Source organism: Marinobacter changyiensis, from assembly GCF_009193265.1.
Lineage (GTDB): Bacteria > Pseudomonadota > Gammaproteobacteria > Pseudomonadales > Oleiphilaceae > Marinobacter > Marinobacter changyiensis.
Window position 1 is genome coordinate 354183 of the sequence record NZ_VZZZ01000001.1, and the last position, 20548, is coordinate 374730.

A 20548-nucleotide genomic window follows, 5' to 3' on the forward strand; every position below is an offset into this window, starting at 1 on the left:
CCCATGAGCCGCACGGTCTTATGCCGCAAATATAACGAAGAACTTGAAGGCCTGGACATGCCGCCCATGCCCGGCAAGAAAGGCGAGGAAATCTACAAAACCGTATCAAAAAAAGCCTGGCAGGAATGGCAAAGCCAGCAGACCATGCTGATCAATGAAAAACACCTCAACATGATGGACCCCAACTCACGCAAGTACCTGCAGGCGCAGATGGAACGTTTTCTCAGTAACGAGCCGTTTGATAAAGCTGAAGGCTACGTGCCGCCTGAGAAATGAGAATGACCCGGGCATCGGACCTATTGAGCCTGGCATCACAAAAGCACCTGCTTGCCAGACATGCCGTGAATACATCCCTGTAGGCTCGCAATTGCCATCCATGGCAATTGGCGGTCTGGTAAGCAGGTTCTTTTGCGATGCTCCCAACCCTTGGAAGTGCCTGTGAAAATTTTCCCGGACCAGCCTTGACTCAGGCATCCTAAACCGGTTTAATAGCGCCCCGTTGCTGCTGCACCTTACGAGGTAAGTGACAACGCCCGGATAGCTCAGTTGGTAGAGCAGAGGATTGAAAATCCTCGTGTCGGTGGTTCGATTCCGCCTCCGGGCACCATTATTTCAATGACTTAGCCCGCCTCGTGCGGGCTTTGTTGTTTTAGAAGAAGGACAAAGCAGTAACCTCAAAGCAATGCCTCCACGCTGGCCGGCCCAATGGCGCCCCACCACCTCTTCCACTAAGCTCCCCAATTAACTGTTTTCGTACTTTGCCCGCCAAAGCAATAGCCTCTATTGCACCAATGCGCATCCTGACTGGCCAATGAGCCGAATATAAACCATAATCGGCTCACATTCTGATCCGAAAAGGAACGCTATTCAGCTCATGCATATCTGGGAACAAAGCGACTGGCCGCAGTTTAAATGGGATGAAGCAGCACTCCGCCCAAAACTTGATGCCGTGCGTCTTTTGCAGGGCCGATTGCTGGGTCGTACCGAAGCAGCCCCCAAGCGGGTAGACTTGGAAGTGGAGATGGATGCACTGATCCAGAACGCGATCCGCACCAGTGAAATCGAGGGCGAACACTTGGATGTCGGCTCCGTGCGCTCTTCCGTTGCCCGGCAGCTTAGCCTCGAACGAGCCGGAGTATCGGGCAGAACCACTCCGGAATCCGAATCGCTGGTTAAGCTGTTGCTGGAAGCCACCCACCAACCGGACGAGCCCCTGTCCCGCGACCAGCTTTGCCACTGGCAATCCATGCTCTTTCCTGAGGGGCCTGGCCTGCTGTCCAAAATTCGCGTTGGTGAGCTCCGTGGTGAACAGCCGATGCAAGTGGTGTCGGGGCGAACCGATCGGCCAAAGGTACACTTTGAAGCCCCACCTCGCGATCGTCTGGACACGGAGCTTGAAGTGTTTATCAAGTGGTTCAACGACCCACCAACCGGTATTGATCTCCTACTCCGTGCCGGTATCGCCCACCTTTGGCTGATCACACTCCACCCCTTTGATGATGGTAACGGGCGTGTGACCCGAGCCGTGACGGACCGGGCATTGGCACAGGCGGAACGGCAGTCGGTTCGGTTCTATTCCCTGAGTGCGGCCATCATGGCTCGGCGCAATACCTATTATGACCACCTCGAACAAACCCAAAGCGGCGGTCTCGTCATTACAGCGTGGCTTGCCTGGTTTCTGGACACATTGGGGGAAGCCCTGCAGCAAGCACTGTCCAGAGTGGACCGTGTATTGGTAAAGGCAAGATTCTGGCAAGAGTACACCACCACGGTACTCAACGAACGACAGATCAAGGTTCTGAACCGCTTGCTGGACACAACTGGTGAAAAATTTGAGCAAGGCATCAATGCCCGCAAGTACCAGTCACTGGCCAAGGTCAGTAAAGCCACGGCGACCCGGGATCTGGCAGAATTATTGGGAAAGGGCTGTCTGGAAAGACTGCCTGGTGGGGGTCGCAGCACCCGCTATATTGTGTCATTTGGCCGAAACGACAAGGAATAAGTCATGACAGAACAACAGGTACGGATTTTCACCTCAAGCGATGATCAGGCCCAGCTATTCAATACCACACCCGTAAACCAATTCCGTACCTTCAGGAATCCAGAGTATCTCGCCTGGCAGTACATGGTGGGTTTCGTCTGCGGCTGTGACCACAAGCTCGCCTTCGATGACAAATATGACCTCATCGTAGAGCAGTGTCCAGGCCACTTCGGCGCCTTCCCAGCGGGCAAAACCGGTCCCTATCGTGGCGCTCAGCACACTATCAACCGTGCGTCCGATGGCGGCGTGGCCGGGTGGCCCGCCGCGGTGATTAAAATCCGTTTCGTGATGGTCGAATTTAACCGCTCGAACCGGAGATTGGCTCATACACACGTCCTTTTAAAAATCATAACTCGCTCCGGCTCGCCCAGGCGGCGTGAACCATACGTGTCTTTACACCGACACTGAGAAAAGGTTGCGGCGGATTCATGGCGGGCTTGCCGGATACTGCAAGCATATCTGCCAGTTGACTGGAATCCTGACCTGTAGCCAGTTCTGCAATCAACTTGCCGGAGATGGTTCCCCGTGCGGCACCGACACTCTGATGAACCCCTGACATCCAGGCATGATCGCCCACTTCACCAAAGAAGGGCGTGTAGTTGCGGGATAGCCCACAGGCACCGCCCCAGGTGGAATCGAAAGGCACATGTTCCAATGAGGGATAGCGCGCCAGAAACGAGTCCCGATGGCCCTGGCGAATAGCGGTGCGGCCGGCGAGGTTGTCATGGTACTTGGGAACAAACCGGTATTGGTTGCGGATGATTAATCGTCGATCCGGCGTAAGTCGCACGGTTGTACCGGCATGATCCGCAGGTGTCAGGCCAAAGTGGTGTGGCGCCTCACTAAATAATTCCATTTCCTGATCGGTCAGCTCCCGGGTCATGCTGGCGAAAGTCATTACCGGCAACATTCGACCCTTGAGGAAACCGAATTCCTGGGAATAGATATTGGAGCCCAACACCAGATTTTTAGCCCGCACCTCGCCCTCCGGTGTCACGGCGTGCCAATGGCCGTTACTGCGGGACAGGCCGACCACCGGAGAGTCCTCGTGGAGCTCTACATTGTCCGGCAGCGTATCAGCCAGGCCGCGCACCAGAGCGGCCGGTTGCATGAGCGCTGTATCCGCAGTGTAGATAGCAGCCGCATAATGCGAAGTGCCGAGAATTGGGTGTAGGTCTTCCCGTTCGAGCCTTTTGTAGGGGTAACCAAATTCCTTGAGAAGCTTCTCGTAGCCACTCAAATACTTGAGTCCGCGTTCGCCGACCGCGCCCTGGTATTTACCGGCGATGGACCAACCGCATTCAATGTTATGACTTTCGACCAGTGTACCCAGATCCTTGATGGCATTCCGGTTGAGGCCCAGAAGCTTTTGTTTACGGGCAAGATCATCGCCTTCCAGGTCCCGTTTGTGGGGTAGATCGATAACGAATCCGGTATTGCGGCCGGAAGCGCCTTGCCCCACTCGTAAGGCATCCAGCAAGACAACTTTCTGGCCGGGTCGTAATTCCGCCAGGCGTCGCGCGGCTGCCAGACCCGTAAAACCGGCACCGATGACCAGCCATTCGACGTCTTTACGAAGGGCCAATCGACGCGCCTTGGCAGGCTCCGCAAGCAGGTGATACCAGCCGTTGCATTTATCATCGCGGGGAATAATTGACTCTGTCACACCCGTTCCTTATTCGCCAGCAATGCGGATGGCGATATTTTTTGTCTGCACATAACCATAAAGCCCTTGCTGGCCTTTTTCGCGACCATAGCCTGAAAGCCCTACGCCACCGAAGGGTGTTTCCACCCCACCAGCGAACCATTCGTTGATGAACACCTGTCCGCCACGAAGGCGTCGAGCCGTTCGCAGGGCGCGATCCAGATGCTGGTCGAAAACACCGGCCACCAAACCAAAAGCGGTGCCATTGGCCAGGGCCACAGCTTCGTCCTCCGAATCAAAGGCATGAATCACTAACACGGGTCCGAAAACCTCCTGCTGGAAAATCTCACTATCCACCGCTACATCGGTAAATACGGTGGGCTGCATGAAGTAACCAGAGGTGCCGGAAACCCGTTCTCCACCTGTGATGCAGGTCGCGCCTTCGACAATAGCTCGGCGACACATACCCTCCACCTGGGTCAATTGCGCCTCCGAAATCAGCGGCGTCAGGCCCGGATTGGTGACACCCGCACCAATGGACAGACTTTTCGTGAGTTCAGTGACCCGCTGGCAAACTTCTTCCATCCGTGACCGATGCACAAGCAGACGGGACATGGCCGAGCACACTTGGCCCGCGTTGAAAAAGATGCCCGTTTCGACGCTTGCAATCACCTGATCCAGATTGGCATCAGCGTGGACGATGGCCGCCGACTTGCCGCCCAATTCCATGACACAAGGTGTTGCGCGTTCGGCAGCAGCTCGCAAAATCCGTTGCCCGGTAGCAACCGAACCGGTGAACACGATCTGGTTGGTTTCGGTATGCTCGACCAGATGGGCACCGACAACCGCGCCCACCCCACAGAGCAAATTGACTGCGCCACGAGGAAGCCCTGCACGCTCGCATGCCGTCATCAAATAGGTCATTGCCAGGGGCGATATTTCCGGCGACTTGACCACCACCGCGTTGCCGGCGGCAAGTGCTGGCGCCAGGGAACGTGCACAGATCGAAGGCGGAAAATTCCATGGCACAATCTGTACCGAAACACCCATTGGCTCATAACTGGTGAAATCGACATAGCCGTTACCCAGCGGGATAGACGTACCTTCAATTTTGTCAGCCATGCCAGCGTAATACTCGAAATAGCGGGCGGACTCCTCGAACTCGCCGCGGGCAATATCAAGTGATTTGCCGTTTTCCCGGCTCAGTACCATGGCGGCTTCTTCGGTCAGTGCCTTTATTTCACGGGCAATGGCCAATAACCAGGAGACCCTCTGGGCCGGGCGCACAGATGTCAGGGCGCCGGAGTCGACACAACGGCGCGCCGCTGCCATGGCGGCGTCTGCGTCGCTAATACTGGCATCCGCGATTTCCGCATAGGGTTGGCCCGTAGCCGGATCATCGACCATGCGGTAGGTTTCGCTGCCGGTCCACGAACCATCAATGTAATTGTAAAAACGTTCTAAGCTGCCCATGGCGTGCTCCCCGGTAATGGTCTGAATATCATGCAGTCGATGCGTCGCCGCGAACACGACGGGCTACCCACTGGTGGAAAAAGTGAGTCGGGTGGTCAAGAACCGGGGAGAACACGCCCCCCTGGAAGCCGGGTGACCGGCGACCCCGCTGCATACCCTCAACCACGCCGATATCTTCACCAAACACGACCCGCCAGGATTCCAGAGTGGAGGTGCGGCAGGCGCCGTAAGCATCCTCGGCCGCCTCGTCACCCACATAATAGACGCGCAAATGTTCGGTGATTTTTCCGGCAGACACCGGCTCCAGCATCATCGCGAAGGCGTGGTCAGCCTGGATACCGAGCAGCACATTGGGAAAAAAGGAGATGTACTCCGCATGCTCCAGCTTGTCCTGGGGCCAGGACGGGAACTTCGGTAAATGGGTGCCAGCCACATTGGACAGACGATACGCCAGGCTACCCTGGCCGGAGCAATGGTCGCCCGCCTGAATGTTGTAATGGTCTTCCAGGCGCGAATAACTGTTCAAACTGGGATGAACCCATGGCAGGTGATAGCTCTCGCAATAATTTTCTACCGCAAGTTTCCAGTTGCAGTCGACGCTGATTTCCAGACTGCCGCCCATATTCACCCGCCGCAAAAGATCAAAGCCATCGGCACCGATAAAGTCACGCCAGCGGTTTTCCAGCGGCGCCACGTGATCGGTAAACGGCTCGGCCTGACCGTCTGCATTGATGAAGATCATGTCCATCCACACCGCACTGCGAAGTGGCTTGAGACCGTGCTTCTCACATTTGAAGCCTTCGACTTTGTGCTGGCCGACGCCACCGATGTGCGGCGTGCCTTTCAGATTGCCATCAAGATCGTACGTCCATGAGTGGTAAGGACAGCGAATAACCCCCTGCACTTCGCCCTCCTCCGCCATCAATTGCATACCGCGGTGACTGCACACATTGTGAAAAACCTGGGTCTCGCCGCTTTTGTTTCGCATAAGCAGCAACGGCAGCCCCATGAAGTTCACTGGCTTAACGTAGCCATCTTTGACCAGATCACTGGCGAACCCGACACACACCCAGGTACCTGCCATGAGCGTGTCACGCTCCAGGTGGAAAAATTCTTCGCTGACATACGCTGCGTTCGGCATGCCGCTGGCATCCGCGATCGGCGCGAGCACACGATCGATTTGTTGGGTGGGGATCAGGTTCGGATTTGTCATGATGGCCTCTCTGTGCCTCTCTGTGAAATTGGCTGGTTGATGCTTTTTGTTTTCCTCGGCCTTGAACGAAAAGTGGCCCGGATTGCAAGAAGTCTGTGTGCGGAGAGGGCTTTCAGACAATCGATGTTTTGACATCAAACTATGAGTATTTTTCATGCATGAATATTTGTAAGGGCCTCGACCCCACCGTAACCATTGCCTCTAAGATCCTGGTTATTGGATTCGTCATTTTCTGCGCAGTAATGGCAGAACAGGCCGGAGTGATCTTTCAGGAGATTTCCACCAGCGTCCTTAATAATTTCAAGTGGTTTTATCTGGCACTGGTCACCGGTGTGCTCGGTTTCCTTTTCTATCTGATGGTGAGCCGGTTTGGTCATATCCGACTCGGCAAGGACGATGAAAAACCCGAATTCAGCTACCTTGCCTGGGTGAGTATGCTGTTTTCAGGAGGTATGGGCATTGGGCTGATCTTCTGGTCAGTCGCCGAACCCATGTACCATTATGCGGCGAACCCCTTTTCGGCCGACCTAACCGCTGAATCCGCGACAACGGCCATGCGACTGACGTTCTTCCACTGGGGACTGCATCCCTGGGCGACCTTTATTATCGTTGCTTTATCATTAGCCTACTTCGCTTATCGGAAAGGCCTGCCGCTCACCCTCCGCTCCATACTCTACCCCTTCATCGGCAATCGGATTTATGGTCCGATCGGCGACACCGTGGATATCCTGACTGTTGGAATTACGGCATTCGGAGTGTCCCAGTCACCGGGATTGGGCGTCATACAAATGAACAGCGGCGGCCAGAACTACTGGACTGCATTTTACTGGCCGTGGTGGATGACCTGGGCACCGTTCGTCGGAATGTTCATCGCACGTATCTCGCGCGGCCGTACGATTCGGGAAATGATTGGCGGAGCACTGATTGTTCCAACTCTGGTGACATGCGTCTGGATGTCCGTGTTCGGCGGTAGCGCCCTGTACCAGGAAATGCAGGCTCGAACCGCGTACGACAATGCCGTCGCGGCAGATATCAGCGTTGCTGACACACCCTTTACCGGTGGCCCCATCCTGCAGGCTACTCAGGCGGATACCACCTCAGCTTTATTCGCTATGTTTGAAGGCCTGGACCCAGGCGGGCTGAAGACCATTCAGACGGCCTCCATCATTGCGGGCCTGCCGATTGCCTTCTTTATCCTGCTGATGACAGTCAGCCTTTACCGCACCTTGCGACGGGAGCCCATGGCAGCTGCCATGCTCCCAATGCAGGCACGACCCAGCGATGTGAATCTGGATTTCGAAATCAGAGAGATTACCAGAGGGCTCCAGAGTGCAATGTCAGGTCAGTCCAAGACCCCCTACCTCACGGGGTACTGTGTTAAGAAGCCACTCCCGGAAAGCACGCACACTGGCGTGTCGCGAGGGAGCTTCGCCCTTCTCCAACAGACAGAACCGAGCCTCGGTGCGCAGTACTGTGGAGGTAGGACGAACAAGTTGACCGCTTGCCAGGTAGTCATCAACCAACTGTCCCCAACCGAGCGCCATGCCCTGCCCCATAATTGCAGCCTGAATCAGCATTGAGTAGCTGTTAATGTTCAGCCGCCGCTTAGGCGGCGCTACTTCCCAGCCCACCTGCCGAAACCAGTTCTTCCAACTGACCCAATCCACATCCGCCTCCTCCAGCGACAGTAGAGTACAACCAAAAAAATCGTCGGGGCTTTCGAAAGGGCCGTATTGCTCAAGATAGTCGGGGCTACAGACCGGAAACACCTCTTCAGCAAACAGGGTTGTGGCATGCATGGCGGCGGGCGGTGTGCGGCAATAGAACAGTGCGATATCTGCTTCCACGCGACCAAGATCGCGAATTTGTTCAAGAGCGACAATGCGCAAATCAATATTTTCGTGCTCCTGCTGAAATCTGGCAATCTTCGGCAGCAACCATAACGACGCCATGGCACTCGATGTTGCCACCGTAACCTGCTGCATGCTCCGCCACGAACCTATATCGCTCGTCACCGATGCGATCTCTGTCAGAGAACTCCGGATTGCCTGTGCGTACTGTAATCCCGCCATGGTTAAGTTGACCTTGCGGGTGGCCCGGGTAAACAGAGGCTTACCCAGGTAGTCCTCAAGGCAGCGTATCTGACGACTAATGGCGCCTTGGGTCACATTCAATTCCTCGGCTGCCAGGGTAAAACTTAAATGACGCGCAGCTGCCTCAAAAGCGACCAGACTGTTGAGCGGAGGTAATGGAGTGATTTTCACCGGCTGGTTCCACCTGCTTTACGTTGCGTATCGCTTATTTTATCAGGGCAACGTTACCTGCACTCACCCCCAGATCAAACTGTAGACTTGATGGTTTGCAACTCTCCGGCGGCACGCGGTTCTGTCCAGATCGGTTCAAGCGCCTGAACACTATTCGCTGTTCCGAGATACGCCAGCGCAAGCTCCGCCCGCCATTTTTCACGTCAGTCTGATGAATCTCTTTCACGGTCAGATTAAACGCATTCTCGCTCATCATTTCTTTGCCACGGTACCCGGGAAATACGTACACGCCGCAATCTCGTGGCAGTGATTTGAGAATCTCAATGGCCCGTTTCGCTACTCTATTTGCCCTAGAATGCTCTCAAACACGGGACCCGACCCGGTTCCAAGACCGCCGATTACCGAGAAATGATCTGTCCCAGGCACAGCAAGATGGCACACCGATCCCCGTGGCTTCGCCTGCTCAAGCCATGTGACATAGTCCCTGGACTGGCGATGAAACTCCTCGGACTCCAGCTCTCCTACCGCCACCACCACCGGACAGTCCACAACCGATGACTGGAACAGGGGGCTTAGGGTTGTCACTTCCCTCCCACCCAACTGCAGCTTGGGCTGGAGCCAGGAATAAGGGAACGGTGTCAAATCAAACAGCCCACTGATGGCCACTGCGCCCTTGATGATATTATTGGACAGACCGTACTCCCCAGCCCAATCCGTGGCCAGCAACATGCCCACAATCTGACCACCGGCGGAATGTCCCGAGATGGTGATTCGCTCCGGGTCGTAGTCATAATCAGCGGCATTCCCATACAGCCAGGCAAGCGCTGCCCGACACTGGCGCACAATCTCACTTATCGACACCTGGGGGCATAATGCATAGTTGACCACGGCGACAGTCACTCCCGCTGGCACCAGCCCATGGGCCACAAAGGCAAACTCTTTACTGCTCAGCGCCCGCCAGTAGCCTCCATGAAAAAATACATGCAAGGGCGCGTTGGGGGACTTCGCCGAAAACAAGTCCAGATACTCTGGCAAGGTCGGACCAAAAGCCAGGCTCTGCAAACTGTTGAGCTGGGCGCGTGCCGCCCTGCTCGCATCCTGGTAGCGTGCAAGAGCTGAGCCTGCGTCAACAGAGCGAGCCGGGTCATATTGCTGGTCAATCTCTTCCTGGGTGGAGAAACGGCGGTACAGCATTGAGTATCCTTATTAGCGTTCTTGGACGTTTGCTAATCACTGGAATTCGAATCTGACTGGTACCTGTGGGCCATATACGTTAAGAGATTCAAAGCTTTCCATTCATTGCTGGCAACCTTAAGATTAGCTCTCACGGCTTATCCATTCAAGCATGAACATTTATACTTGAAATATATTTTTTTCCGCCCTACATTGATGCTAACACTACAGATTCTTAACCGGCTTGAGGGTGGACAGACAGGCTGGTACCAGGCATACACCTCCCCGACCTGAGTAGAGACCGACAGCATCCAGCATTAGGTAGACAACAATGACAATAGCCGGTCTAAACGGTCATGCCTTGATGACTGATGCCCTCCATATTCGGGGCTCGGCCTGGATCAATTTCCCCCGCGTACTGTGCGAGCGCTGGAGTCACAACAACATCGTGCTGATGGGCGACGCTGCCGCCACAGCCCAACTCTCCATCGGTTCCGGGACCAAGTTGGCCTTTGCCCGTGCGGGAGGCCGGGTCACCAACGTCAACGCCGGAGGAGCCCGGAGCAAGCCGTTCAAGAAAACCACTCTGGAGCAACGGCAACCGCTGCTGGCAGTCAACCTCACAGGGCTATTCCTGACCGTAAAGGCCCGGACCCGATTGACGGGCCAGGCAATCTCTATTTCGGGCGGCGAAGTATGAGCTCCGGCAACCCCCAGGACTCCAGCAGAGAGCGCTTGCGTCTCTGGCTGCGCCTGCTGAGCACGACCCGCGGGGTAGAGGCGCAGTTGCGCGAGCGGCTGCGGACGGAGTTTGGCAGCACGCTCCCCCGGTTCCACGTCCTGGCCGCCCTCTCTCGTCATCCGGACGGACTGAAGATGAACGAAGTATCGCAGCAGCTGAAAGTGTCCAACGGCAACGTGACCGGCGTCGTCAGCCGTCTGGTCAGGGACGGATTGGTCGAACGCTTTGCCATAGAAGGCGATCGCCGGGCCATACGCATCGCGCTGAGCGATGCCGGCCAGGATCAGTTCACCAGCATGGCGACCGCCCACAAGGAGTGGGTTAACAATTTGCTTTCTCATATTTCAGCCGACACGGCACACCATATGAGCGAATTGCTTGCCCACTTACCGAACGATCCGGGAGAGCATGGATGAAAATGGCCCAACGCCAGCCCAAACATATAAAGAAGCGATATTCGGGCACAGCCAGATGGCTTACACAGCAACAACAACTACAAGCACCGCTGGAGAGAAACATGAAAAAATTAATGAGTGCAGGCCTGGGCCTGCTGATGGCCTCCACTGCCGCCGTCAGTCACGCCGAAGACGTAAAGATCGGCATGATCACGACCCTATCGGGGGGCGGCTCCCATCTCGGCGTTGATGTACGTGACGGCTTCATGCTGGCAATGGAGCAAGCCGACCGGGACAACGTTCAAGTGCTGATCCAGGATGACGCCCGCAGGCCGGATGTCGCGAAGAACCTCGCCAACGAATTCATCCAGCGTGAAAATGTCGATATCCTCACGGGTATTGTCTGGTCCAACCTGGCCATGGCAGTGGTGCCCTCAGCCGTGCGCAAGGGCACGTTCTACCTGTCGCCCAATGCCGGCCCTTCCGAGCTCGCTGGGCGACTCTGTCATGAGAACTATTTCAACGTCGCCTGGCAGAACGACAACCTCCACGAGGCCATGGGCGTCCATATGGAAAAGGACAACGTGAAAAAGCCGTTCATCCTGGCGCCAAACTACCCGGCCGGCACCGATGGCCTGGCGGGCTTCAAGAGGTACTACAAGGGTGAACTGGCAGGCGAGCTGTATACCAAGCTGGGACAGACGGATTATGCTGCCGAACTAGCCCAGATTCGTGCCAGCGACGCCGAGAGCATCTACTTCTTCCTTCCTGGCGGCATGGGTATTTCGTTCATGAAGCAATACCAGAGTGCCGGCCTGGACCTGCCGGTCTACGGGCCGGCGTTTTCCTTTGATGAAATAATACTGGGCGCTGTCGGCGACGCATCCGTCGGCGTGAAGAACACGTCGCAATGGACGCACGACCTGGAGAATCCCACTAACAGGGCCTTTGTCGATAGCTTCTCCAAGAAGCACGGCCGGGTACCCACCTTGTACGCATCCCAGGGGTTCGACACGGCCAACTTGATTCTTTCGGCCCTGGACGAAGCCCATCCGGACGACCAGGCTGCTTTTCGCAAGGCCCTGAAAGCCGCTAAATTCGACTCGGTCCGAGGTGATTTTCGCTTCGGTCGCAACAACCACCCGATCCAGGACATCTACGTGCGTGAAGTCGTAGCTGGCGACGGCAAGCCAACCAACAGGCTGGTTGGGGTCGCGGTAGAGGATATTCAGGATGCCTATGTGGAACAGTGCAAGCTCTGAGCTGTAAACCGGGTGTCCTCTCCCAGGCACTCCTTCCCGTAGCAAACTAAGCGTGTCCGAAAACACTGCTCTCGATCTGGCGACACGAGCTGAATCGAGAGCAATGTTTTCAGGCGCACCCGATAGGAAACTGCTGTGACCCTGTCATTGATACTGGAACAACTGCTGAACGGCATCCAACTGGGCACCATGCTGTTTCTGATGGCGAGTGGCCTGACTCTGGTCTTTGGCGTCATGGGCCTGATCAATCTGGCCCATGGTTCCTTCTACATGACCGGTGCTTTCGTCACCGCCTGGGTCGCGGGCGCCACCGGATCGTTCTGGCTGGGCCTCGCCAGCGGAGCCTTGGCGGCCGCAGCCACGGGCGCCATTGTGGAAGTTCTGGTAGTCCGGCGACTGTACCGGCGGGATCACCTCGATCAGGTGTTGGCGACCTTTGCCCTGATCTTGATTTTCTCCGAAGGCACTCGTTGGCTCTATGGGTCTTCACCGCTGTGGCTTAACGTCCCTGAGAGCCTGACCGGTTCAGTGACGCTGCCGGGGGGTGTCAGCTACTCGATCTACCGGCTGGCCATTATCCTGATGGGTGTCGTCGTTGCCGTGGGCCTCTACCTGATGATCAGCAAGACCCGCCTGGGCATGCGCATCCGTGCCGGCGAAAACGACCGGGAAATGATCGGCGCGCTCGGCGTCGACATCAGCACCCTCTATACCCTGATATTTGCCCTGGGGGCGGGCCTGGCCGGGCTGGCCGGAGCCACCATCGGCGCCTTGCAGACCGTGCAGGTCGGCATGGGAGAACCGGTACTGATACTGGCCTTCGTAGTGATCGTTATCGGCGGCATCGGCTCCATCAAGGGCGCTTTGATCGGCTCCCTTCTGGTGGGCGTGGTCGACACCCTGGGCCGGATTCTGCTGCCGGATTTCTTCAAACTCTTCATGGATGCCTCGGATGCCGCCGGAGTGGGGGCAGCACTGGCCTCCATGCTCATTTACCTGCTTATGGCCATCATCCTCGCGTTCAAACCACATGGGTTGTTTGCTGCCAATGACTAGCCTGGATTCCACACAACAAAGCCGGGCCAAGTCCAGGCCCTTACCGGCCTTCACCCGCGAGCAATGGGTCAGCCTGATACTGCTGGCGGGACTGGCTCTTGCAGCATCGGTCGCCCATTTCGCCGGCGAGCCCTATTTCGTCGACCTGGCCTCGCGCATTGCCATCATTGCACTGGCGGGCGTCGGCCTTAATCTTGCGCTCGGGTTTGGCGGCCTGGTGAGCTTTGGGCACGCCGCCTTTTTTGGACTGGGGGGTTACACCGTCAGCGTTGGCGCTTTCCATGCCTTCAACATGACCCCGATTCTCGGGATAGATTTTCTGCCTGCAGGCAGCGATCAGATGGTGCCGCTGTGGATCACCGCCATGTCGGTATGCGGAGTGGTCGCCTGGCTGATCGGCAGAATCTCGCTCGGTACCTCTGGTGTCTATTTCATTATGATTACCCTGGCTTTCGCCCAGATGATCTACTACTTCGCCGTCTCCTGGCCGGCCTATGGCGGTGAGGATGGGCTGCCGATATACATCCGCAATCAGTTCTACGGCTTGGATACCACGAACAGCCTGGTATTTTTTGGCCTCAGTTTCGCCCTGCTGCTGCTGGCGCTCGGCTTTTGCCAGCGCATCATGGCCGCCCGATTCGGGGCTGCCCTTACCATGGCCCGACTGAATCCCGTCAGGCTCGCAACCGCCGGTGTCGAACCGCGACCGATCAAACAGGTGGCGTTCGTTATCAGCGGCATGATCACCGGCTTGGCGGGCGCGCTCTATGCCGACCTGAATGGCTTTGTAGGCCCGTCCATGCTGAGTTGGCACCAATCCGGTGAAATCATGGTCATCGTCATTCTCGGCGGCGTCGGCCGTCTCTGCGGTCCGCTCGCAGGCGCGATCCTCATCGTTCTGATGGAAACCTTTCTGGGCGGACTGACCGAGCACTGGCAATTTTTCCTGGGCCTGATAATACTCATGGTAGTGCTGTTCGCGCCCGGCGGTGTTATGGGCCTTCTGGCGGGGAGAGCTCGACATGCCTGAAGCCATTCTCAGCATCCAAAACCTGGAGAAATCCTTCGGTGCCTTGCGTGCAACCCAGAGCGTCTCGGTTGATCTTGTTCCGGGGGAAATCCACGTCCTGATCGGTCCTAACGGCGCGGGCAAGTCGACACTGATCGCACAGATTGCCGGCACACTGTTACCGGACAGCGGCGAGATCTGGCTGGACGGCAAAAACATCACCCGCTTATCGGTGGCCGAGCGCGCGCGACGTGGTCTGGGGCGCAGCTTTCAGGTGTCGTCCCTGGCCGAGGACCTCAGTGTCAAACGCAACGTGATGATCGCGGTCCAGGCCCTGCAGGGCAGTTCCTTCCGGTTCTGGACGCCGGTCCATTCCGACCCGAGCCTGGTGGGCCCGGCGCTTGAGGCACTGACCCGCATGGGTCTGGATGCCCGCGCCGATACACCCGTGGCGGAGCTTTCCCACGGTGAACGCCGGCAGGTGGAAGTGGCCTGTGCCCTGGCCCTGAAACCCATAGCCCTGCTCCTGGATGAGCCCATGGCGGGACTGGGACCGGAAGGGACTGCCAAGCTCACCCTGCTGTTGGAAAAGCTCAAGCATGACGTTCCAATTCTGCTCATCGAACACGACATGGATGCGGTCTTTCGACTCGCTGACCGGATCTCCGTGCTGGTTGCAGGAGAAGTAGTCGCTCATGGAGACAGTGACGCCATCCGCAATAATCCGCAGGTGCGGGAAGCCTACTTGGGAGACGACAGATGCTCAGCGTGAACGCCATCCAAACCTGCTATGGACCATCCCAGGCGCTGTTCGGCGTCGATCTGACTGTGGAGGCGGGTGAACTGGTCGCTCTGATGGGCCGTAATGGCATGGGCAAGACCACAACCATTCGCACTATTTTCGGGTTAACGCCAGCCAGTGCAGGCGAGGTCCAATTTGCTGGCCAGAACATTACGCGCCTGGCGCCGCACCGCATCGCCAGACTGGGCCTTGGCCTGGTGCCTGAAGGTCGGCGTTGCTTTACCAACCTGACCGTGCGTGAAAACCTGCTGGCTACGGCCAATCCGGGCGACTGGACACAGAATCGGGTCGAAGCCCTCTTTCCGCGCCTGGCCGAGCGCCGCCACCAGCTTGCACTGACCCTATCCGGCGGCGAGCAACAAATGCTCGCCATCGGGCGGGCGCTGATGACCAACCCCAGGTTGCTGGTGCTCGATGAAGCCACTGAAGGTCTGGCGCCGGTGATTCGCCAGGAAATCTGGAAGGCCATTGCGATCCTGAAGGAGGCCGGTATGTCCATTCTGCTGGTCGACAAGACACTGAATGAACTACTACCCAGAGCCGACCGCTGCCTCATTCTTGAGAAGGGTCAGTCCGTCTGGAATGGCCATCCCGGAGAGCTGGGCGACGCTGTTAAAGACCGCTATCTGGGTGTTTGACAGCCTGTCGTAATTAATCATCTTGTATGCGGTTTTTCCATTTCGCTGGCAACCACGCACCAACCTTCCCGTTCTATCTTTCATTATAAATAGGCAATCTTCCGCCAAACTAAACCTATGTTATTCAACGAGGCAATGTCGGCAGATAAACTGTGACGCTGATTGCTCAAGGCTTGACGCCCCTGGAACTTCAGTTCGGACCTTCCGCGACAGGAATCGAGGACCGTAACACACGCCAACAGCTAAGGGCCCTCAGGGGGATCCCGATACAATGAGATCCTGAAGAGGAGAACACAATTTTGGCGCGTTTGTTGGTAGCACTTACCCAGCCGGGCAATAGACAGATTATTCATCAGGCATTGCCTCAGCACGAGATTATCGAAACCTCGGGCACCGGTTTGCCTGATGAGCCGTTCGATATGGTGGTGATGGACCCCAGCACTTTTTTGCTGTTGCGGGTGGACCTTCAGACCCGAAGGAGTGAATCGGCCCCTGCACTGCTGCCGGTATTACTGCTCCTGCAGCGGGATCAGGCTAACTGGGTGCGCAACCTGCTGGGAACCGAAGTGCATGAAATTCTACTGCGCCCCTCCTCCTGCCTGGAACTTGAGGCCCGTGTCAGCAACCTGATCAAGCTTCAAACGCTTTCAATGCAGCAGCGAGCCGTCCTCAATCAGTCCGAAATAGCCCGCAAACGCACTCATCGTGCTTACCAGGTACTGGCAGCCGGAAACGAACTGGTCCTGCGGGGAGAGAGCGAGCAACAGCTATTCCAGTCAGTCATCGAAAGCCTGATCAGCCTGAGTGACTACGCCCTGGCCTGGATTGGCGTCGCCCGCCATGACGAAGAGCACAGCCTGGAAATTCTGGCCCGGGCCGGAGGCATTGGCAATTACGCAGATCAGCTGCAATTGAGCTGGCAGGGTGGCCGCTCCAGCATAGGTCCGGGTGGCGAGGCGGTGAGAACCCGGAAGCCGGTAGTCTGCCAGGATGTTGCCACCGACCCCGCCTTCCGGCCCTGGCGGCGTATTGCAGAGACCTACGGCATCCGCTCGGCTGTCGCGATTCCCCTGATATTCGGAGAGGATGACGTTGGCCTGCTCACCATTTACAGCGCGCAACCACGGGCATTCACAGACGACGAGGTCTACCTGTTGGAGCGCCTGGCTGCCAACATTTCCTTTGGCGTGTGCACTCTGCGAGTCCGCAGTCACCTCAGGGAACAACGGGCCCTGGCCTGGAGCAGCGCTTATAAAGATTCCCTGACCGGGCTGCCCAACCGGCAATGGGTAATGGAGGAGCTGAACAAGCTGGATGCAGAATACGCCAGGCACCACCGGGTAGCCGCCGTCCTGTTTATCGACCTGGACGGCTTCAAGCGCATCAATGACAGCCTGGGCCACGAGGTGGGCGACCACCTTCTTCATGCGGTTGCCCAACGCCTTGAGGAAGTGGCGCGAATTGAGGATTTCGTCGCCCGCCTGGGGGGCGATGAATTCCTGGTGCTGATGCGTTTCGACGAATCAGATGACCTGATCACCGGCACCGATGATCCGATGTCCGCTGTGGCCAAAGCTGCTGCAAACCTGGCTGAACGTCTGACAAAAGCCCTCAATCTGCCTTTCTACGACGGAGCCCTCGAACATCATCTCGGGGCCAGCATTGGCATCAGCCTTTACCCGGCCGACACTGCAAAGGCAAGTAGCCTGGTAAACTGTGCCGATATCGCCATGTATGAGGCCAAATCGACTGGCCGGGGGCGTTATCGCTTCTATTACACCGAGCTCTCGCTCCGGCATCGCCAGAAACTGGCGTTAAAAAATGACCTTCACCGTGCAGTGGACACCAACACCTTCCGGGCCTATTTTCAGCCCATCATCAACATTTGTTCCGGCCAGGTAGAGTATATTGAGGCCTTGATGCGGCTGGATCTCCCGGACGGTACGGTCGCTACGCCCGACTACTTCCTGCAAACGCTGGAGGAAACCGGGCTGATTTCCCGCGCCGGTCAGACGATGCTGAAGGAGGCCTGCAGTAGCCTTGCCCAATGCCGTCAGATACTGCCAGACCTGAGACTGTCTGTGAATCTATCCGCCAACCAGGTATGGCAGGCTGACCTCATTGATCAGCTGGAAGATATGCTACGACGCTATGATTTACCGGCCAGTGCATTGATGCTGGAAGTCACTGAAGGTTACATGATGACGGATATCCGAAAGGCCGAAGGCTTTCTGGAAGTCCTGCATGAGCGCGGATTCGAGATTGCCATCGATGACTTCGGCACCGGGTACTCTTCACTGAGCCGCCTCAGATCGATGCCCGTCAGTAAGCTCAAAGTCGACAAATCCTTTATGGATAACGTACCCGAAGACCGGGAGAGCCTGGAAGTGGTCAAAGCCATTCTCCAGATGGCCCACAGTCTGGGGCTTGATGTGGTGGCCGAAGGGATTGAGACCTCCTCCCAGCTGCAAGCGCTCATCGAGGCCGGGTGCACTCTCATCCAGGGTTTTCTGTTCGCCCGCCCCATGCCCGCTGAGGAGCTGCTGGCGTATCTGAATCCGCCGACGGCAAGTGTCGGCCAGATAGCGAAACAATCTATGTAGATCGGCAAGCCTCGCTCATTGCGCCCACAATTTCGCCTGAAACGAACTCTGCCGCCAAAGCAGCGCCACCCAGAGCGCATGCAGATTTATCAGTAGTGCCAATATCCATTCAAAAGCGTCGTCGACCTGGCTGTACAAACCAGGTACGACCGCCGTCAGAATGACTGAAAGCACCCCCACGGCCAGCGTTACTTCACACAGCCACAGCAGGCGTTTTCCGCTCTCTTGCCAGCGGTCGTGACCTGTCAGGGCCGCACTGATCAGCAACTGCGCAATGTAAGTGAGCGAAAAATACAGCACAACTCCGATCCGGCGAGTGATGTTAAAGCCATCACCTTCATGGCCAAGCGCCAATGTGTAGGCAGCCAGAGCAACACATGCCACACACCCCAGCCACGGGATCCAGTGCCGGCCACGGCCGGGCGCCTCCAGCTGATGTAGCCAGCGGCCATTGAGCCACCAGAACAGGATGCCGAGCAAAGCCGCCGGTAACATGGTGCCCTTGAAGATGAAATAGGCCGTGCCGTAGCGCCCTGTGCGGCTGATGCTGGTGCAACTGTCCCAGTAGGGTATACACCAGGAGTTGTAACCTTCGAAGACGGAAATGGCAAAAGTGACATGGATGGTAACCAGCGGCACCAGCGCGGCTGCGAGTGCTAACCACCACAACGGAATGCTGCAGCTCCGGATCGTCATAGGTTCCTGCCTCTCGATAACGCAGATCTTCTCAAACAGTAGATGCAACCGCCACTGGCGGCCATGAATTATCGAAAATCCAGGCGCTTCTGAAAGGCGGCGTTTAACCTCGTTGCAATACACGGCGACTCATCTATAATGCGAACGATAATGATTTTTATTTGCTGAAAATCAAAGGACCCGAACATGAACTCGATGACTCGCCCGCTACCTCTGACTCTTGCAATCTCCATGCTTGTAATGGCCGGATGCGGCGACAATCAGGGCACCGCTAACGCCCAGCCCGCCACAAATCAGGCATCCGCTTCCACACCGACCAAAACTGGCGTTGTAGCCCATTATGCAGATCTGGCCCACGCCAAGTTTCAGGATGCGGTGGTAACAGCCGAAGCCCTTGACCAGGCGATAGACACCCTGATTGCAGAGCCCACTGAGTCCCACCTGGAAGCCGCCAAAAAGGCTTGGCTGGCAGCTCGTGTACCTTACCAACAGACCGAAGTCTTCCGTTTCGGCAATGCCATCGTCGACGATTGGGAGGGCCAACTTAATGCCTGGCCACTGGATGAAGGCCTGATTGATTATGTCCGATCCGACGACTACCAGCACCAGCTGGGAAACGAAGGCGCGACCGCCAACATCGTCGCCAACACCGAGATCAACATTGGCGGCACCACCGTGAATGTCTCCACCCTGACACCGGAGCTGCTGGCGGACCTGAACGAGACCGGCGGCTCTGAAGCAAACGTGGCCACCGGTTACCACGCCGTCGAATTCCTGCTGTGGGGTCAGGATTTACACGGCTTCGATGCCGGCAATGGCGAGCGCCCGGTGACGGATTACGCCCGGGGCGCTGATTGCACCAACGGTAACTGCGACCGCAGGGCGGACTATCTGGATGGCGTCACTGACCTTCTGATAAGCGACCTTGAGTGGATGGCCGCTCAGTGGGCACCAGGCCAGAGCGACAACTACCGGGCCCAGTTATTGGCGGAGTCGCCAGAGGCTGCAATTCAGAAAATGTTATTTGGTATGGGCTCCCTGTCCCTGGGGGAACTCGCGGGCGAACGCATGAAGGTAGCGCTGGAAGCCAACTCCTATGAGGACGAGCACGACTGCTTCAGCGACAACACTCATAACTCCCACTACTACAACGGACAGGGCATTGCCAATGTCTACACCGGCAGCTACACCCGCGTTGATGGCACAGAACTCGCCGGGCCTTCCCTTTCCGCGCTGGTTGCAGAGCTGAATCCGGAGCTGGACAACACACTGCGCAATCAGCTGGAAGGCTCCATGGAAGCCCTTGGAACCATGAAGTCCGCCGCCGAGGCCGACGTCGACCCGATGAAGTTCGATATGATGATCGCGCCCGCGAACGAAAAAGGCTCAGAAATTGTTAACGGCGCCATCCTGGCCCTGGTCGAGCAGACGGGCTCAATCGAACAGGCTGCCCGGGAGCTGGGCATCGACTCCCTTGAACCGGATGATGCTGGCCACGCTTTCTGAGAAACCTTTGATTGTTTCGGAATTAATTCT

Annotated in this window: 18 protein-coding genes, 1 tRNA gene and 1 pseudogene; 13 read left to right on the top strand and 7 right to left on the bottom strand. The window is 56.9% G+C overall.

The features are described 5' to 3' along the window. Window positions 1-3: 3 nt before the first annotated feature. The 3 genes from F6Y09_RS01820 to F6Y09_RS01830 all read left to right on the top strand — a co-directional run bounded on the left by F6Y09_RS01820 (window position 4) and on the right by F6Y09_RS01830 (window position 2002). Window positions 4-276, top strand: a complete 273-nt coding sequence (locus F6Y09_RS01820) for an oxidative damage protection protein (protein WP_152205218.1) — start codon at window positions 4-6, stop codon at window positions 274-276. Between the two features lie 255 nt (window positions 277-531). Further along, window positions 532-607 (top strand) — tRNA-Phe (locus F6Y09_RS01825). Window positions 608-874: 267 nt separating this feature from the next. Next, window positions 875-2002: a Fic family protein gene (locus F6Y09_RS01830; protein WP_152205219.1), complete on the top strand. Its 1128-nt coding sequence runs from the start codon at window positions 875-877 to the stop codon at window positions 2000-2002. 54 nt (window positions 2003-2056) lie between these two features. Here the strand turns inward: F6Y09_RS01830 and F6Y09_RS01835 are convergent, their stop codons facing one another. The 4 genes from F6Y09_RS01835 to F6Y09_RS01850 are packed head-to-tail and all read right to left on the bottom strand — an operon-like array spanning window position 2057 to window position 6372. Beyond that, complete coding sequence (locus F6Y09_RS01835; protein WP_152205220.1) at window positions 2057-2368, bottom strand: cupin domain-containing protein; 312 nt, start codon at window positions 2366-2368, stop codon at window positions 2057-2059. Window positions 2369-2387: 19 nt separating this feature from the next. Then, window positions 2388-3707: an NAD(P)/FAD-dependent oxidoreductase gene (locus F6Y09_RS01840; protein ID WP_152205221.1), complete on the bottom strand. Its 1320-nt coding sequence runs from the start codon at window positions 3705-3707 to the stop codon at window positions 2388-2390. Window positions 3708-3716: 9 nt separating this feature from the next. Further along, on the bottom strand, window positions 3717-5159 hold the full coding sequence (locus tag F6Y09_RS01845) for an aldehyde dehydrogenase family protein (RefSeq protein WP_152205222.1): 1443 nt from the start codon (window positions 5157-5159) through the stop codon (window positions 3717-3719). Between the two features lie 28 nt (window positions 5160-5187). Then, entirely contained in the window at window positions 5188-6372 is a 1185-nt protein-coding gene (locus F6Y09_RS01850) for an aromatic ring-hydroxylating oxygenase subunit alpha (protein ID WP_152205223.1), read from the bottom strand. Window positions 6373-6530: 158 nt separating this feature from the next. Here F6Y09_RS01850 and F6Y09_RS01855 point away from each other — a divergent pair. Beyond that, a pseudogene (locus tag F6Y09_RS01855) lies at window positions 6531-7403 on the top strand (BCCT family transporter); the annotation flags it as partial. Window positions 7404-7709: 306 nt separating this feature from the next. Here the strand turns inward: F6Y09_RS01855 and F6Y09_RS01860 are convergent. Beyond that, on the bottom strand, window positions 7710-8636 hold the full coding sequence (locus tag F6Y09_RS01860) for a LysR substrate-binding domain-containing protein (RefSeq protein WP_152205224.1): 927 nt from the start codon (window positions 8634-8636) through the stop codon (window positions 7710-7712). 336 nt (window positions 8637-8972) lie between these two features. Then, window positions 8973-9830 carry an alpha/beta hydrolase gene (locus F6Y09_RS01865; RefSeq protein ID WP_152205225.1) on the bottom strand — a complete coding sequence of 286 codons (858 nt, stop codon included), beginning with the start codon at window positions 9828-9830 and terminating at the stop codon, window positions 8973-8975. 343 nt (window positions 9831-10173) lie between these two features. Between F6Y09_RS01865 and F6Y09_RS01870 the strand changes: the two genes are divergently transcribed. From F6Y09_RS01870 to F6Y09_RS01905, 8 genes are all read left to right on the top strand, one after another. Continuing rightward, on the top strand, window positions 10174-10509 hold the full coding sequence (locus F6Y09_RS01870; protein WP_179959300.1) for a hypothetical protein: 336 nt from the start codon (window positions 10174-10176) through the stop codon (window positions 10507-10509). After that, window positions 10506-10967, top strand: a complete 462-nt coding sequence (locus F6Y09_RS01875; protein WP_152205227.1) for a MarR family winged helix-turn-helix transcriptional regulator — start codon at window positions 10506-10508, stop codon at window positions 10965-10967. Before F6Y09_RS01870 ends, F6Y09_RS01875 begins: the two co-directional genes overlap by 4 nt. A gap of 101 nt (window positions 10968-11068) precedes the next feature. Then, window positions 11069-12208, top strand: coding sequence for an ABC transporter substrate-binding protein (locus F6Y09_RS01880; protein WP_152205228.1), 1140 nt, complete (start codon window positions 11069-11071; stop codon window positions 12206-12208). 135 nt (window positions 12209-12343) lie between these two features. Continuing rightward, on the top strand, window positions 12344-13264 hold the full coding sequence (locus F6Y09_RS01885) for a branched-chain amino acid ABC transporter permease (RefSeq protein WP_152205229.1): 921 nt from the start codon (window positions 12344-12346) through the stop codon (window positions 13262-13264). Continuing rightward, a complete protein-coding gene (locus F6Y09_RS01890; protein ID WP_152205230.1) occupies window positions 13257-14294 on the top strand; it encodes a branched-chain amino acid ABC transporter permease in 1038 nt (345 codons plus the stop codon). The genes F6Y09_RS01885 and F6Y09_RS01890 overlap by 8 nt, the downstream gene beginning before the upstream one ends. After that, window positions 14287-15045 carry an ABC transporter ATP-binding protein gene (locus F6Y09_RS01895; protein WP_152205231.1) on the top strand — a complete coding sequence of 253 codons (759 nt, stop codon included), beginning with the start codon at window positions 14287-14289 and terminating at the stop codon, window positions 15043-15045. Before F6Y09_RS01890 ends, F6Y09_RS01895 begins: the two co-directional genes overlap by 8 nt. Continuing rightward, on the top strand, window positions 15033-15713 hold the full coding sequence (locus tag F6Y09_RS01900) for an ABC transporter ATP-binding protein (RefSeq protein ID WP_152205232.1): 681 nt from the start codon (window positions 15033-15035) through the stop codon (window positions 15711-15713). The genes F6Y09_RS01895 and F6Y09_RS01900 overlap by 13 nt, the downstream gene beginning before the upstream one ends. A gap of 299 nt (window positions 15714-16012) precedes the next feature. After that, the gene (locus F6Y09_RS01905; protein ID WP_152205233.1) at window positions 16013-18316 is read left to right on the top strand and encodes a putative bifunctional diguanylate cyclase/phosphodiesterase; all 2304 of its coding nucleotides are present in this window, start codon (window positions 16013-16015) and stop codon (window positions 18314-18316) included. Window positions 18317-18331: 15 nt separating this feature from the next. On the opposite strand, the gene F6Y09_RS01910 is transcribed toward F6Y09_RS01905, so the two are convergent. Then, complete coding sequence (locus tag F6Y09_RS01910; protein WP_152205234.1) at window positions 18332-19012, bottom strand: hypothetical protein; 681 nt, start codon at window positions 19010-19012, stop codon at window positions 18332-18334. A 186-nt stretch (window positions 19013-19198) separates the two neighbouring features. On the opposite strand from F6Y09_RS01910, the gene F6Y09_RS01915 reads away from it, so the two are divergent. Continuing rightward, the gene (locus tag F6Y09_RS01915; RefSeq protein ID WP_179959317.1) at window positions 19199-20518 is read left to right on the top strand and encodes an imelysin family protein; all 1320 of its coding nucleotides are present in this window, start codon (window positions 19199-19201) and stop codon (window positions 20516-20518) included. Window positions 20519-20548: the final 30 nt, after the last annotated feature.

What these genes read in the sequence shown, in the direction of transcription:
- F6Y09_RS01830 (WP_152205219.1), top strand. Translation starts at nt 875, where the DNA reads ATGCATATCTGGGAACAAAGCGACTGGCCGCAGTTTAAATGGGATGAA.
- F6Y09_RS01870 (WP_179959300.1), top strand. Translation starts at nt 10,174, where the DNA reads ATGACTGATGCCCTCCATATTCGGGGCTCGGCCTGGATCAATTTCCCC.
- F6Y09_RS01845 (WP_152205222.1), bottom strand. Translation starts at nt 5,159, where the DNA reads ATGGGCAGCTTAGAACGTTTTTACAATTACATTGATGGTTCGTGGACC.
- F6Y09_RS01910 (WP_152205234.1), bottom strand. Translation starts at nt 19,012, where the DNA reads ATGACGATCCGGAGCTGCAGCATTCCGTTGTGGTGGTTAGCACTCGCA.
- F6Y09_RS01875 (WP_152205227.1), top strand. Translation starts at nt 10,506, where the DNA reads ATGAGCTCCGGCAACCCCCAGGACTCCAGCAGAGAGCGCTTGCGTCTC.
- F6Y09_RS01835 (WP_152205220.1), bottom strand. Translation starts at nt 2,368, where the DNA reads ATGAGCCAATCTCCGGTTCGAGCGGTTAAATTCGACCATCACGAAACG.
- F6Y09_RS01915 (WP_179959317.1), top strand. Translation starts at nt 19,199, where the DNA reads ATGAACTCGATGACTCGCCCGCTACCTCTGACTCTTGCAATCTCCATG.
- F6Y09_RS01850 (WP_152205223.1), bottom strand. Translation starts at nt 6,372, where the DNA reads ATGACAAATCCGAACCTGATCCCCACCCAACAAATCGATCGTGTGCTC.
- F6Y09_RS01865 (WP_152205225.1), bottom strand. Translation starts at nt 9,830, where the DNA reads ATGCTGTACCGCCGTTTCTCCACCCAGGAAGAGATTGACCAGCAATAT.
- F6Y09_RS01895 (WP_152205231.1), top strand. Translation starts at nt 14,287, where the DNA reads ATGCCTGAAGCCATTCTCAGCATCCAAAACCTGGAGAAATCCTTCGGT.
- F6Y09_RS01890 (WP_152205230.1), top strand. Translation starts at nt 13,257, where the DNA reads ATGACTAGCCTGGATTCCACACAACAAAGCCGGGCCAAGTCCAGGCCC.
- F6Y09_RS01880 (WP_152205228.1), top strand. Translation starts at nt 11,069, where the DNA reads ATGAAAAAATTAATGAGTGCAGGCCTGGGCCTGCTGATGGCCTCCACT.
- F6Y09_RS01900 (WP_152205232.1), top strand. Translation starts at nt 15,033, where the DNA reads ATGCTCAGCGTGAACGCCATCCAAACCTGCTATGGACCATCCCAGGCG.
- F6Y09_RS01820 (WP_152205218.1), top strand. Translation starts at nt 4, where the DNA reads ATGAGCCGCACGGTCTTATGCCGCAAATATAACGAAGAACTTGAAGGC.